The sequence below is a fragment of the Streptomyces yerevanensis genome, from assembly GCF_000716805.1.
Classification (GTDB): Bacteria; Actinomycetota; Actinomycetes; order Streptomycetales; family Streptomycetaceae; genus Streptomyces; species Streptomyces flaveus.
In genome coordinates this window covers 117666-131921 of the sequence record NZ_JNWJ01000025.1, presented here as the reverse complement: position 1 = coordinate 131921, position 14256 = coordinate 117666, and the positions used below count along the sequence as shown (strand labels likewise).

The following is a 14256-nucleotide window of genomic DNA, read 5'->3' as shown; positions in this document are numbered from 1 at the left end:
CAGCACCATGAACCGACGTACCCTCCTCGGCGGCCTCTTCGCCGCCGCCTCCGTCCCCGTCCTCTCCGCCTGCAGCAGCGGCATCACCTCGCTCGACGGCGAGGGCGACGCCGGCAGCGGCGGCGGCTCCAGCAAGAGCGGCGTCACCATCGGCACCGCCAACTTCACCGAGAACCAGGTCCTCGGCTACCTCTACGCGGCCGTACTCGACGCCGCGGGCGTCAAGACGACCGTCCGCCCGAACCTCGGCACCCGCGAGATCCTCATCCCCGCCATCAAGGGCGGCGACATCGATCTGCTCCCCGAGTACCAGGGCGCGCTCCTCCACTACGTCGACCCCAAGTCGAAGGCCACCGAGGAGGGCGAGATGCAGAACGCCCTCGCGATGGCCCTGCCCGCCGGGCTCCAGGTGCTGCCGTACGGCATGGCCGAGGACTCCGACGCGTTCGTCGTCACCCAGGAGACCGCCGACAAGTACGGCCTCGCGTCCCTCGCCGACCTGAAGAAGCAGAACGGCAGGCTCGTCCTCGGGGCCGCGCCCGAGGTGAAGACGCGCGAGGTCGGCGTGGTGGGCCTGGAGGAGGTGTACGGGGTGGAGTTCAAGGAGTTCAAGTCCCTTGATTCCTCGGGGCCGTTGGTGAAGGGCGCCCTCAAGAAGGGCGATGTGGACGTGGCGAACCTCTTCACCACCGACACCGACATCCAGGAGAACCAGTGGGTCGTCCTCACCGACCCCAAGAACCTGATCCCCGGCCAGCACGTCGTCCCCCTGATCGCCGACCGCAGGGCCGACTCGACCGTCCGCAAGGCCCTCGCCGCGCTCGGCAACGTCCTCACCACCGCGGATCTCACCGAGCTCAACCGCCAGGTCGACAAGGACAAGAAGGACCCCGAGGACGTGGCGAACGCGTACGCCGAGAAGAAGGGCCTGACGACGTAGCGGCCGGGGGTACGGCCCAGCGCGGACAGGGGGGCTAACCCCAGTGCCAAGCGGGCGCGGGCTCCTTACGGTAAGGACATGACCGGTATGGATGCCCGCGACGCCGAACTCAAAAAGGAACTCGACGCCACCCTGCACGCGCGCAGGGAGCTGGGCGACGAGTACGACTCGGCGCTGGTCGACTCCTTCCTGGAGAAGGTCGAGCAGCGCATGGACGGCGCGATCGAGCGCCGGGTGCGACGACAGGTCGCGGAACAGCAGATGGTGGTGGCCCGGGGCGCACGTTCCCCGCAGGCCAACGATTCCTGGGGCGAGCGTTTCGGCTTCGGGATCGTCTCGCTGGTCCTGGCGATCCCCCTGTCCGCGATCGGCGGAGGCGTCGCGGACCTGCCCGGCCTCCTCATCGCCTGGACGGGCATCGTGGGTGTCAACGTGGTCCAGGTCGCCCGCCACACCCCACTGTTCGGCCGCGGCAAGAAGAAGCCGGACTCGGACTGGGAAGACTGAGCCCCACCGCGCGTAGAAAAAGCTATTCGCGGGGACCGCCGCACCCCCTGTAAAGGGGGGCGGGACGACGGCGGTCCCCGCGAGGGACGCGGGCCGGGTCAGGGCCGGGCTTGCGCGTCCATGGCGTCCATGGAGGTCCGGGAGCCGCTCCGGAGGTCCTTGGCGCCGTTCGGCGTCGGCCTGAGCGGGGAGCCGCTCCCGCCCTTGCCGACATCCACAACAGTGCCGGACCCGTGTTAAGCCGGTGCTGCGCGGACGTGACGCGCTCGTACCACTTCCGCGAAGTTCCGCACGGGTCACGCGTGCCGGAAGTTTCCCTCCGGCACGCGTGGTTCACCGGAATTCCTACTGCCGGTTGCTCTTCGCCAGGAAGGACAACAGGTCCTGACGGCTGACGACCCCGGTCGGCTTGCCCTCGACCAGCACGATCGCCGCGTCGGCCGCCCCGAGTACGGACATCAGGTCGGCCACCGGCTCACCGGAGCCGACCTGCGGCAGCGGCGCCGACATGTGCTTCTCCAGCGGGTCCTCGAGGGAAGCCGACTTGCTGAACAGGGCTCCCAGCAGCTCCCGTTCGACGACCGAGCCGACGACCTCGGCGGCCATCACGTCCGGGTGTCCGGCGCCCGGCTTGACGACCGGCATCTGCGAGACGCCGTACTCGCGCAGCACCTCGATTGCCTCCCCGACCGTCTCGTCCGGGTGCATATGGACGAGCGAGGGGATGGAACCGCCCGCCTTGTCGCTGAGCACATCGCCGACACGCGCGCTCGGCCCGCTGTCCTCCAGGAAGCCGTAGTCGGCCATCCATTCATCATTGAAGATCTTGCTGAGGTACCCGCGCCCACTGTCCGGCAGCAGCACGACCACCACATCGTCGGGCCCGAGCCGCGAAGCCACCTCCAGCGCCGCCACGACGGCCATCCCACACGACCCGCCGACGAGCAGCCCTTCCTCCTTCGCGAGCCGTCGCGTCATCTGGAAGGAGTCCTTGTCGGACACGGCGACGATCTCGTCCGCGACGGTGCGGTCGTAGGCGGTGGGCCAGAAGTCCTCGCCCACGCCTTCCACGAGATACGGCCGCCCGGATCCGCCGGAGTACACGGACCCCTCCGGGTCGGCGCCGATGACCTGGACCCTGCTGTCACTCGCGTCCTTCAGATACCGCCCCGTACCGGAGATGGTGCCGCCCGTCCCGACCCCGGTGACGAAGTGCGTGATCCGCCCCTCCGTCTGCTCCCACAGCTCGGGGCCGGTGGAGTGGTAGTGCGAGAGGGGGTTGTTCGGGTTGGAGTACTGGTCGGGCTTCCAGGCGCCGGGGGTCTCCCGGACCAGCCGGTCGGAGACGTTGTAGTACGAGTCCGGGTGCTCGGGGTCCACGGCGGTCGGGCATACGACGACCTCGGCGCCGTACGCGCGCAGCACATTGATCTTGTCGGTGGACACCTTGTCGGGGCACACGAAGATGCACTTGTACCCCTTCTGCTGCGCCACGATGGCGAGCCCGACACCTGTGTTCCCACTGGTCGGTTCGACGATCGTGCCCCCGGGCTTGAGGGCTCCGCTCTCCTCCGCGGCCTCGATCATGCGCAGGGCGATGCGGTCCTTCACGGAGCCGCCGGGGTTGAAGTACTCGACCTTCGCGAGGACGGTCGCCTGGATACCGGCGGTCACGCTGTTGAGCCTCACCAGCGGGGTGTTGCCGACGAGACTGATCATCGAGTCGTGGAATTGCACCGTTGTCTCCGGAGCTTAAAAGAAGTGGTCGGGGTGGTTCCGTCAGAGTAAGCCCCCTACCGGGCGTTCACGCTGTGTTGAGATTGGCCGACAGCCTCGGCGGGGCAAGCAGTGGGTGTACGGGTTTGAAGGAGGTGGCGGCTTCGCATGTCGAGCTTGTCGAGGGCGAGGGTGGCACGGCGGATCGCGGCGGGCGCGGCGTATGGCGGCGGTGGGATCGGGTTGCTGGGCGCGGCGACGATCGGCCTTGTGCTGGCCGAGGTGCAGTTGGCGAAGCGGCAGGTGGGGAACGGCCACAGTCCGCATCCGCCCAGCGCGGACGGACTGTACGGGCGTGCGTACGTCGGCGCCGGTGCCCCCTTGCGGCTGACCATGCTCGGGGACTCCACGGCCGCGGGGCAGGGTGTGCACCGGGCTCGCCAGACGCCGGGCGCGCTGCTGGCCTCGGGGCTTGCGGCGGTGGCCGAGCGGCCGGTGTCGTTGCGGAACGTGGCGTTGCCTGGCGCCCAGTCGGACGACCTGGATCGCCAGGTCGTCCTGGCACTCGGGGACCCGGACAGGGTCCCCGACGTATGCGTGATCATGATCGGCGCGAACGATGTCACGCACCGTATGCCTGCGACGCAGTCGGTCCGGCACCTGTCCGCGGCGGTACGTCGTCTTCGTACCGCCGGGGCGGAGGTGGTCGTCGGTACGTGTCCCGACCTGGGCACCATCGAGCCTGTCCAGCAGCCGTTGCGCTGGCTGGCCCGGCGGGCCTCGCGGCAGTTGGCGGCGGCGCAGACGATCGGGACGGTGGAGCAGGGCGGGCGGACGGTGTCTCTGGGTGACCTGCTGGGGCCCGAGTTCGCGGCCAATCCTCGTGAGTTGTTCGGGCCTGACAACTACCACCCCTCGGCGGAGGGGTACGCGACCGCTGCGATGGCGATGCTTCCCACGGTGTGCGCCGCGCTGGGGCTCTGGCCTGCGGAGGAGGAGCGTCCGGACGCTTCCCGCCGCGAGGGGTTCCTGCCGGTGGCCCGGGCCGCCGCGGAGGCGGCGTCGGAGGCCGGCACGGAGGTCGCTGCCGCCATGCCCACGGGGCCGCGGGGTCCTTGGGCGCTGTTGAAGCGGCGGCGTCGGCGGCGGGTGCCGGCCAGTGATCCGGCGCCGGCCTCCGGCGGTTGAGTGGTTGGGTTCGGTTGTCGGGCCCTTCAGCGGAGCTCACGACGGAGTGCAAAGCAAGCGCTTAGAAAAAAGCGGCCGGGGTCACACGGCGATACCCGTGACCTTGACGGTACGTGCGGGTAACTTCCTTGACAGGCCTGTCAAGTCACACCCGTACGCCATACGCCAATGGAGCCGTAATGCCCGAAGCCGTGATCGTCTCCGCAGCCCGTTCACCGATCGGCCGCGCCTTCAAGGGCTCGCTGAAGGACCTGCGCCCGGACGACCTGACCGCCACGATCATCGAGGCCGCGCTGGCCAAGGTGCCGGCGCTGGACCCGAAGGACATCGACGACCTGATGCTCGGCTGCGGCCTGCCCGGCGGCGAGCAGGGCCATAACCTCGGCCGCATCGTCGCCGTGCAGATGGGCATGGACCACCTCCCGGGCTGCACCATCACCCGTTACTGTTCCTCCTCGCTCCAGACCAGCCGCATGGCACTGCACGCCATCAAGGCGGGCGAGGGCGACGTGTTCATCTCGGCGGGCGTGGAGATGGTCAGCCGGAGCGTGAAGGGTTCGAGCGACGGGATGCCCGACACGCACAATCCCGTCTTCGCCGACGCCGAGGCCCGTACCGCCGAAGTCGCGCAGAGCGAGGGCGCCGACTGGCACGACCCGCGGGAGGACGGCCTCCTCCCCGACCCGTACATCGCGATGGGGCAGACCGCCGAGAACCTGGCCCGGCTGAAGGGCGTCACGCGCCAGGACATGGACGAGTTCGGCGTCCGTTCGCAGAACCTCGCCGAGGAAGCCATCAAGAACGGCTTCTGGGAGCGCGAGATCACCCCGGTCACCACGCCTGACGGCACGGTCGTCGGCAAGGACGACGGTCCGCGTCCGGGCGTGACGCTGGAGGGCGTCCAGGGCCTGAAGCCGGTCTTCCGCCCGGACGGGCTCGTCACGGCCGGGAACTGCTGCCCGCTGAACGACGGCGCCGCCGCCCTCGTGATCATGAGCGACACCAAGGCCCGTGAGCTGGGACTGACCCCGCTCGCCCGGATCGTCTCCACGGGCGTCTCGGGCCTGTCCCCCGAGATCATGGGCTACGGACCGGTGGAGGCGTCGAAGCAGGCACTCGCCCGCGCCGGCCTGACCATCGACGACATCGACCTGGCCGAGATCAACGAGGCCTTCGCCGCCCAGGTCATCCCGAGCTACCGCGACCTGAACATCCCGCTCGACAAGCTGAACGTCAACGGCGGCGCGATCGCGGTCGGCCACCCCTTCGGCATGACCGGCGCCCGCATCACCGCCACGCTCATCAACTCCCTCCAGTTCCACGACAAGCAGTTCGGTCTGGAGACGATGTGCGTCGGCGGCGGCCAGGGCATGGCGATGGTCATCGAGCGCCTCAGCTGAAGCCGTACGGGTAACAGCAGTTGAACCCTGCGTGACCGAAACGGCCCAGAACCCAGTAACCCCCGGGGCTCTGGGCCGTTTTGTGATCCAATCTCCCCCAGGATGTGACCTATCTCCCTCCGGGGCGCGATTTACGCAGGTCAGAACCGTTCCCCTGGGAAACTCCGGGCTGAATGTCCTGTCCTTTTCGTGACGTTACGCACTGACAGGTGGATAGTCCGCCCTTCAAGCTGATGTAGGAAGTCGGGGGTCGACTTTGAACCGGGAGTACGTCAGTGAGCGCCATCCCTCTTGCCCTACTGCTCACCGCGGCCGCCGCCCTGGCCGTGGGCGTCGCCACCCTGCGCGCCGTGCTCGGGCTGCGCCGGCAGGTCGCGTCCCTGCACACGGAGCTCACCGCGAGCCGTGTGGCGGGCGCGCGCGCCGTCGTGCCCGCGGCCCGCTCGGCCGCGGACACGGGCGAGATACGCGCTGCTGTCGCCGAGGCGCTCGCGGAGGAGCGGGAGCGGGAGCTGGCCGAGGCGCGGGCGTTCTGGGCCGCCCAGGAGGCGCGTGACGCCTCGGACGCGCCCACGCTGCTCGGACTGCCGGACAGCGAACTGTTCCTGCCCCGGCAGTCGGACTTCGCGGGCCTGGATCACCTGGAATCGGTGACGGAGCCCGGCGCCGACGCCGAGGAGTTCGCCGCGGACTCCGCCGAGCTGGCCGCGGCCCGCCGCCGCCACCCCTCGCACCCCGACTTCGTACCGGTCCAGTCACCGGTCGTGAACGATCACGAGCGTACGGTCGCCTGCCTGGAGGACCTGGCCGAGTCCCGTACGGAACTGACCGACGTCCGCCCCGGCCCGCTGGGCACACTCGACGTCTACGTCTTCGCCGACGGCACCACGCTCTGCATGACCCCCGGCCACCGCGAGACCGCCGAGCAACTGGTCACCGCACTCCAAGCGGGCGAGACGCCGGTACTCCTCGGCGGCTCGGGCATCTCGGGCGCGTACGCCCTGACCTTCGCCTGCGGCGAGGAGAACGTCTACATACTCGCGGACCGGGTCATAGCGTCGCTGTAAGGGCCCGCGAGCCCCACGAGACCCACACGCGCCGGGAGCGGAGGACTACACCCCGGCGCGTTTCTGCGCCTCCGCCACGAGCCGCACCGCCTCCGCGAGCTCCCCCTCGTTTCTCAGTACGACAGCCAGATCGTGCCCGGCGACCATGATCTGGTCGGCCGCGGCGAACATCCCCGCGTCGGGCATCTCCCGCACCGGCCCCGAAGCGTCCTCGATCCGCTGGGCACGCACCGCCAACTCCCTGGCCAGGCCCAGCGCTTCGGCCGCCGCGCCCCTTTGGAGTCGGCTCTGCGGAGCGGCCCGCAGCCGGTCGGCGAAATGGTCCACGGCGCGGGTCAGGGGGGTCGTATCCAGCACGCCGCGAGACTACGCGCCTCAACCGGACTGTTGCCAACAAGCCAACGCTCAGGCACCGTGACTTGAAGGACCGGCTTACATCCCATGCGTCCGGAGGCGCCGATGTCCCAAGTCTTCTCCGAGGAGACCCACCGCAACATGCTCGCCCGTATCCCTCACTGCACCGGTCGTGAAGTGTCCGACTGGCTGCGCACCGTCGACGAAGGCCCCGCTCTCTTCCGCTTCGAGGAGAAGGTCAGCTGGCTCCGCGCCGAGCACAACCTCGCGTACGGCCACGCCAAAGCGATCATTCACGAGTACGACCTGAGGAGGGCAGCGCGCAAACTGCTCTGAGCGCGCACCAGGGAGAAACATCGACGAAGGGCCCGTGAACCGGAGGTTCACGGGCCCTTCAGCCGCTACCGCCCGGTGGTGATCCGGGCGGGCGGCCCTACTAGTCGTCGCCGCTGAAGATGGCGACCAGGCGCAGCATCTCGATGTAGATCCACACAAGGGTCATGGTCAGGCCGAAGGCGGCCAGCCAGGACTCCTGGCGCGGAGCGCCGTAGGCGACGCCGTCCTCGATCTGCTTGAAGTCGAGCGTCAGGAAGAACGCGCCCAGGACGAGCGCGAGGATGCCGACGATCGCGCCGAGTGCGCCCATGCTCCGCAGCCCGCCGTCAGGCGCGATGCCGAACACGACCAGCAGCAGGTTGACCGCCATGATGAGCACGAAGCCGATGGCGATCGTCATGCCGATGCGCGCGTACCTGGCGGTGACCCGGATCCAGCCCGCTCGGTAGACGAGAAGGGTGGCGCCTGCGATCGCCATGGTGCCGAGCACCGCCTGGAAGGGTGCGCCCGACCAGCGGCTGTTGAACATCTCGCTGATCACGCCGAGGAAGACGCCCTCGAAGGCGGCGTACGCCAGGATCAGCGCGGGCGAGGCCTTGCGCTTGAACGTCTGGACCAGGGCCAGGACCATCGCGATGAGCGCCGAGCCGATGGCCAGACCCCAGCTGCTCGGCGAGACCGGCAGCAGGGCCCAGGCGAGCACCGCGCCGACGACGACCGTGCCGAGCGTCATGGCCGAGCGGGCGACGACGTCGTCCATGGTCATGCGGTCGGTGGCGGGCGGGGCCTGCGGCGGGGCGCCGTGCTGAACGTCCTGCGGGGCGTACGGGTTCTGTGCGTAAGGATTCTGCGCGTACGGGTTGCCGCCCTGCGGGGCGTACGGAGAGCCCTGTGCGTACGGGTTCCCCTGCGTGCCGACAGCGGGGCCCCCGGCCTGCGGCTGGGCGTTGAAGCCCGCGTAGCCGTTGTCGCGGCTGAACCCCCGTCGCGAGAAGACCGGGTTGCTGCTCCTCATTTCACTCCTCCATGGCCACCCTGCGTGGCTCTGGGCTCAAGAGTAATGGGTAGGCAAAGGGATGCCTCTAGTGCTTGGGGAGGATCTTTCCTCTGTTGTGACCGGGAACGCCAGTGTTCAATCCAGCATTCCCGGCACCGTTACAACGCCGCCACGGGCCACTCCGGTTCCCCCGATCGTGGTGCTCCCCGCGATCACTCCAGCGGGAAGCCCGTGTAGCACTCGGCGAGGTCCTGTTCGGCCGAGCGGGCGGCGGTGATCCGGTCGAGGCGGGCGAGTTGGATACGGTCCTCGAAGGGGGTCGCGTCGGGCGTGCGGTGCAGCAGGGTCGTCATCGCGTACGAGAAGCGCTCGGCCTGCCAGACACGGCGCAGGCAGGTCTCGGAGTAGGCGTCCAGGCGCTCGGCCGAACCGGTCTCCTTGAGGTGGACGAGCGCCCGCGCGAAGGTGACGACGTCGCCGACGGCGAGGTTCAGGCCCTTCGCTCCGGTGGGCGGCACGATATGGGCGGCGTCCCCGGCGAGGAAGAGCCGTCCGTGGCGCATCGGCTCGTGGACGTAAGAGCGCATCGGCGTCACGGACTTCTGTGTGATCGGGCCCCTCTCGAGCTTCCAGTCGTCGGCCGTCTCGAAGCGGCGCTCCAGCTCGTCCCAGATCGCCTCGTCGCCCCATTCCTCGGCTTCCGTGCCCTCGGGCACCTGGAGGTAGAGCCGGGAGACCTGGGGGGAGCGCATGCTCAGCAGGGCGAAGCCGCGGTCGTGGTGGGCGTAGACGAGTTCGTCGTGCGAGGGCGGTACGTCGGCGAGGATGCCGAGCCAGCCGAAGGGGTACGTCCGCTCGAAGACCTGCGTGAGCTCCTCGGGGATCGCCTTGCGTGCCACACCCCAGGAGCCGTCGCAGCCGACGACGTAGTCGCACTCCAGGACGTCCTCGCGCCCCTCGTGCCTGAAGCGCACGCGCGGCCTTTCGCTGTCCGCCCCCTCCACGGCCAGTGCCTCCGCCTCGAAGAGCAGCGGACCGCCCTCCTTGAGCTGGAGCGCGATGAGGTCCTTGCAGACCTCCGTCTGCGCGTACACCATCACCGACCGGCCGCCCGTGAGCCCGGGGAAGTCGACACGGTGGCGCCGTTTCGCGAACCGCAGCTCGATCCCGTCGTGCCGCAGCCCCTCGCGGTCCATGCGCTCGCCGGCGCCGGCCGCGCGCAGCACGTCGACCGTGCCCTGCTCCAGGATTCCGGCCCGCTGCCGATGCTCCACATACGCGCGGTCGCGGCTCTCCAGGACGACCGAGTCGATCCCCGCGTTGTGCAGCAGCCGCGCCAGCAGCAGCCCGGCCGGTCCGGCCCCGATGATCCCGACAGTGGTACGCATCGGTACGCCCCTTCGCGCTGTTCGTGCGGTAGTGTTCTTCACGATGTTCGTCTGGTGAAATTTATTTCACCGATTTCTCAGCGTGAGTCTCCGACGGCGTACGGCCGCTGTCAACGGTTCTGCCGTGAAGTCTTCAATGAACGATGCAGGGAAACCGCGGGTCCGCGGGAGGGTCGGGTGGTGCCCGGAGCCGGACTTGAACCGGCACGCCCGCGTAGGGGCAGCGAGGTTTAAGCTCGCCGTGTCTGCATTCCACCATCCGGGCAGGCCATGGGCTCCGCATTTTGAGGTTCCGAGCCTAACGGGGCGCATCCCTCGAACAGCGGACGGGCGGCTCGATGTTGTCTTATTTTATTGACGTCTGAGGGTGCATCAGCCCACCGTACGGGCGATCGGCACTTGCCACGAGCCCTTTCACAGAGACCTCGCGGCACCTGCGGAATGACGTGAATTCACCGCCCGAACGAGCGTCATCCGACGAACCGTCACCTATGGCCCTGTCAGGGGTACGTGTCATCCGCAGGTATGACTCAAGCGCGTACGGTCCGACCGCAGTCGCCCATCAGAACCGGAGCAGCGGCTGACTACACGGCGCCGATCGGCCACGACGATGGAAGCCACGTTCGCCACTCGTCGTCGTACCGACAGGAGCACCGACCCGTGACCACCACCACTCCCATCGCCGGCCGCGCCACCGCCGTGGCCGCGCGTGCCTCGGATCTGTCGAAGGTCTACGGACAGGGCGAGACCCAGGTGATCGCCCTGGACCGGGTCTCTGTCGACTTCCGGCAGGCCGAGCTCACCGCGATCATGGGTCCTTCCGGATCCGGCAAGTCCACGCTGATGCACTGTGTGGCGGGCCTGGACACGTTCTCGTCGGGCTCCGTGCGGATCGGGGACACGGAGCTGGGCTCCCTCAAGGACAAGCAGCTGACGCAGCTTCGGCGGGACAAGATCGGGTTCATCTTCCAGGCGTTCAATCTGCTGCCGACGTTGACGGCGCTGGAGAACATCACCCTTCCGATGGACATCGCGGGCCGCAAGGCCGACAAGGAGTGGCTGAACTCGGTGATCGGGATGGTGGGGCTCGCTGACCGCCTCAAGCACCGGCCCGCCCAGCTCTCCGGCGGCCAGCAGCAGCGCGTCGCCGTGGCGCGGGCGCTCGCCTCCAGGCCGGACATCATCTTCGGCGACGAGCCGACCGGAAACCTCGACTCGCGCTCGGGCGCCGAGGTGCTCGGCTTCCTGCGCAACTCCGTGCGGGAGTTGGGGCAGACCGTGGTGATGGTCACCCACGACCCGGTCTCCGCGGCGTACGCCGATCGCGTCATCTTCCTCGCCGACGGGCGCATCGTCGACGAGGTGTACGGGCCTACGGCGGACGCGGTGCTGGATCGCATGAAGCAGTTCGATGCCAAGGGTCGTACCAGCTGACGCTGGTTGTGCGGTGATTGGGGCTGCGCCCCAAGCCCCATGGGTCGTATCTCGGGTGCGGCCCGGTTGGGGCTGGTCGCGCAGTTCCCCGCGCCCCTATAGGGCGCCGCCCGCTTGAAGGGGCGCGCTCACGCGGCGGAGCCGCAAATTGACACAGCCCCGCGCCCCTAAAAAGGGGCGCTCCCCTGGCGCCCGCTCGGAAGGGCGCGCTCTCGCGGCGGAGCCGCACATCGATGCAGCCCCGCGCCCCTGAAGAGGCGCGGCCCACTGGTGCCCGCAGTTGGCCACCGGCCTACGCCCCGGACTCGCCCACCGGCCTGTTCTCCCCTCCCCCTCCTGGACTGAGAAGACACCATGTTCCGTACCGCCCTGCGCAACGTGCTCGCGCACAAGGCCAGGTTGTTGATGACCGTGCTCGCCGTGATGCTCGGCGTGGCGTTCGTGTCCGGCACCCTGGTCTTCGCCGACACCCTCTCCAACGCCTTCCGCAACCAGTCGGCGAAGAGCTACGACAACGTCGCGGTCGCCGTCACCTCGCACGCCTCGCACGCCGACCCGGAGGAAGAACCCGGCCTCTCCCGGAAGACCCTCGACAAGATCTCCGCCGTGGACGGCGTCGCCGGCGTGTACGGCCGAGTCGAGGGCTTCGCCGGAGTCGCCGACCCCGACGGGAAGCTGATCGGCGTCGGCTGGTCCAACAAGGGCTCCAACTTCGCGCCCGGCAAGGACGGCAAGGACACGGCCTACACATTCACCGACGGCTCGGGCCCGGTGAAGGACGATCAGATCGCCCTGGACAAGGAATCCGCGACCAAGGGCAAGTACCAGGTCGGCGACCGGGTGCGGGTCGCGACCAACGGACCGGTGAAGGAGTACACCCTCAGCGGTGTGTTCACCACCGAGGACGGCGCCGTGAACGCCGGCGGCAGCCTCGTCCTCTTCGACACCGCGGTCGCCCAGAAGCAGTACCTCGAGCCGGGCTACTTCGAGAGCGTCACCGTCATCGCCGCCGCCGGCGCGTCCGACGCGAAGATCCTGGACGCGGTCGAGCCGCTGCTGCCCGACACGGCCGTGGCCAAGACCGGCCAGGCGCTCGCGGACGAGCAGGCCAAGAACATCGAACAGGGGCTGGGCAGCCTCAAGCAGGTCCTGCTCGGCTTCGCGGGCATCGCGCTGTTCGTCGGGATCTTCCTGATCTCCAACACCTTCACGATGCTGGTCGCCCAGCGCACGAAGGAGATCGCCCTGATGCGCGCCGTCGGCGCGTCGCGCAAGCAGATCACCCGCTCGGTGCTCGCCGAGGCCGCGGTGGTGGGCCTGGTCGCCTCGGTGATCGGCTTCGTCCTGGGCATCGGGCTCGCGGTGGGTCTGCGGTCCGGAATGGCCGCGTTCGAGATGAAGATTCCGGACGGACCGCTGATCCTGTCGGCCACGCCGGTGCTCGCCGCGCTCGGTGTCGGTGTGCTGATCACGATGTTCGCCGCCTGGCTGCCCGGCCGTCGGGCCGCGAAGATCCCGCCGGTGGCGGCCATGAGCAGCGTCCACGCGGTGGCGACCACCAAGTCGCTGGTGGTGCGCAACTCCATCGGTACGGCCATCACCGGCCTCGGCGCGGCAGCGATCGTGGTGGGTGCCTCGACCGGCGGCAGCGACGGCCGTATGTACATCGGGGCGGGCGCGTTCTTCGCGCTGGTCGGTGTGATCATCCTGATCCCGCTGCTGTCCCGGCCCGTGATCGCGCTCGTCCGTCCGCTGCTGGTCGGCCCCTTCGGGGTGGCCGGCAAGCTGGCCGGCCAGAACGCGGTACGCAATCCGCGCCGCACCGGAGCCACGGCCTCCGCGCTGGCCATCGGACTGACGCTGGTGACCGGCCTGTCGGTGATCGGTATCACGGTCGGCACGGCCATCGACAAGATGACCACGGACAACATCAAAGCCGACTACATGGTCTCGATGGCGAACGGCGGGGACCTCGACCAGTCCGCGCTGACGGCGCTGGAGAAGGCCAAGGGCGTATCCGCGGTATCGCCGCAGCAGGACGCCTACTTCCAGGTCGATAACGACTACGTGTCCGCTTCGGCGGTCACACCGGGCGACATCGAGCAGGTCCTGAACGTCGACGTCGTCGCCGGCAACGTCGACTCGCTCGCGAAGGGCCAGGTCGCGGTCGCGGAGAAGACGGCCAAGAGCAAGGGCTGGAAGCCCGGCGACAGCCTCTCCGTCACCTTCGCCGACGAGAAGAAGGCAACACTGACGGTCGGCGCCGTCTACAAGGACAGCGAGTTCCTCTCCCCCGTCCTCATCGACACCAAGATCGCGAACCAGCACGAGGCGAAGCCGTACATCCTGCAGATCTTCGTGAAGGTCGACGGCGGCCAGACCTCGGCGAACGAAAAGGTCCTCATCGACGCGCTGGGCGACAACCCCGCGATCACGATCATGGACAAGCAGGACATCCGCAACGAGTTCGGCGGCGCCATCAACACGATGCTGAACATCATGTACGGCCTGCTGGCGATGGCCCTGATCATCGCGGTGCTGGGCGTCGTCAACACCCTCGCGATGTCGGTCTTCGAACGGCAGCAGGAGATCGGCATGCTGCGGGCGATCGGTCTCGACCGGCGCCGGGTGAAGCGGATGGTCCGGCTCGAGGCCGTGGTCATCTCGGTGTTCGGCGCGGTGATCGGCATCGGTCTCGGCTCGTTCCTCGGCTGGGCGATCGGCGAGACCATCAAGGAGGAGATCCCGGGCTACACGCTGGTCCTGCCCTGGGACCGGATCGGGATCTTCCTGGTGCTGGCCGGTCTGGTGGGCGTCCTGGCCGCGCTGTGGCCGGCCCGCAACGCCGCGAAGCTGAACATGCTGAACGCGATCAAGGCGGAGTAGCCGTACGCGCACAAGGGCCCCGTTCCCGGGAGGCCGGGAGGGA

General features: G+C 68.9%; 12 protein-coding genes and 1 tRNA gene. 8 read left to right on the top strand and 5 right to left on the bottom strand.

Annotated features, from left to right (window positions below):
• Positions 1–7: 7 nt before the first annotated feature.
• Positions 8–940 (top strand): ABC transporter substrate-binding protein, encoded by a 933-nt coding sequence (locus tag OP79_RS25450; protein WP_033323187.1) that lies wholly within the window; start codon positions 8–10, stop codon positions 938–940.
• 78 nt (positions 941–1018) lie between these two features.
• The gene (locus OP79_RS25445) at positions 1019–1447 is read left to right on the top strand and encodes a hypothetical protein (RefSeq protein ID WP_078492004.1); all 429 of its coding nucleotides are present in this window, start codon (positions 1019–1021) and stop codon (positions 1445–1447) included.
• A gap of 345 nt (positions 1448–1792) precedes the next feature.
• Here the strand turns inward: OP79_RS25445 and OP79_RS25440 are convergent, their stop codons facing one another.
• The gene (locus tag OP79_RS25440) at positions 1793–3184 is read right to left on the bottom strand and encodes a cystathionine beta-synthase (RefSeq protein ID WP_033323183.1); all 1392 of its coding nucleotides are present in this window, start codon (positions 3182–3184) and stop codon (positions 1793–1795) included.
• Between the two features lie 147 nt (positions 3185–3331).
• Here OP79_RS25440 and OP79_RS25435 point away from each other — a divergent pair, with 147 nt between their 5' ends.
• The 3 genes from OP79_RS25435 (at position 3332) to OP79_RS25425 (ending at position 6818) form a co-directional block, all read left to right on the top strand.
• The gene (locus OP79_RS25435) at positions 3332–4351 is read left to right on the top strand and encodes an SGNH/GDSL hydrolase family protein (RefSeq protein ID WP_033323181.1); all 1020 of its coding nucleotides are present in this window, start codon (positions 3332–3334) and stop codon (positions 4349–4351) included.
• A gap of 179 nt (positions 4352–4530) precedes the next feature.
• Entirely contained in the window at positions 4531–5751 is a 1221-nt protein-coding gene (locus OP79_RS25430; RefSeq protein WP_033323178.1) for an acetyl-CoA C-acetyltransferase, read from the top strand.
• Between the two features lie 284 nt (positions 5752–6035).
• A complete protein-coding gene (locus OP79_RS25425) occupies positions 6036–6818 on the top strand; it encodes a hypothetical protein (RefSeq protein ID WP_033323290.1) in 783 nt (260 codons plus the stop codon).
• Between the two features lie 45 nt (positions 6819–6863).
• On the opposite strand, the gene OP79_RS25420 is transcribed toward OP79_RS25425, so the two are convergent.
• On the bottom strand, positions 6864–7175 hold the full coding sequence (locus OP79_RS25420; protein ID WP_189322516.1) for a hypothetical protein: 312 nt from the start codon (positions 7173–7175) through the stop codon (positions 6864–6866).
• 102 nt (positions 7176–7277) lie between these two features.
• Between OP79_RS25420 and OP79_RS25415 the strand changes: the two genes are divergently transcribed.
• Complete coding sequence (locus OP79_RS25415) at positions 7278–7508, top strand: DUF4287 domain-containing protein (protein WP_033323288.1); 231 nt, start codon at positions 7278–7280, stop codon at positions 7506–7508.
• A 100-nt stretch (positions 7509–7608) separates the two neighbouring features.
• Here OP79_RS25415 and OP79_RS25410 read toward each other — a convergent pair whose 3' ends face one another.
• The 3 genes from OP79_RS25410 to OP79_RS25400 all read right to left on the bottom strand — a co-directional run bounded on the left by OP79_RS25410 (position 7609) and on the right by OP79_RS25400 (position 10158).
• Positions 7609–8523 (bottom strand): Bax inhibitor-1/YccA family protein, encoded by a 915-nt coding sequence (locus OP79_RS25410; RefSeq protein ID WP_033323176.1) that lies wholly within the window; start codon positions 8521–8523, stop codon positions 7609–7611.
• Positions 8524–8717: 194 nt separating this feature from the next.
• A complete protein-coding gene (locus tag OP79_RS25405) occupies positions 8718–9893 on the bottom strand; it encodes a 4-hydroxybenzoate 3-monooxygenase (RefSeq protein ID WP_033323173.1) in 1176 nt (391 codons plus the stop codon).
• A gap of 178 nt (positions 9894–10071) precedes the next feature.
• Positions 10072–10158 (bottom strand) — tRNA-Leu (locus OP79_RS25400).
• A 395-nt stretch (positions 10159–10553) separates the two neighbouring features.
• On the opposite strand from OP79_RS25400, the gene OP79_RS25395 reads away from it, so the two are divergent.
• Both OP79_RS25395 and OP79_RS25390 read left to right on the top strand, forming a co-directional pair.
• Positions 10554–11327, top strand: coding sequence for an ABC transporter ATP-binding protein (locus OP79_RS25395; protein WP_033323171.1), 774 nt, complete (start codon positions 10554–10556; stop codon positions 11325–11327).
• Positions 11328–11681: 354 nt separating this feature from the next.
• Entirely contained in the window at positions 11682–14213 is a 2532-nt protein-coding gene (locus tag OP79_RS25390; protein ID WP_033323170.1) for an ABC transporter permease, read from the top strand.
• Positions 14214–14256 lie beyond the last annotated feature (43 nt).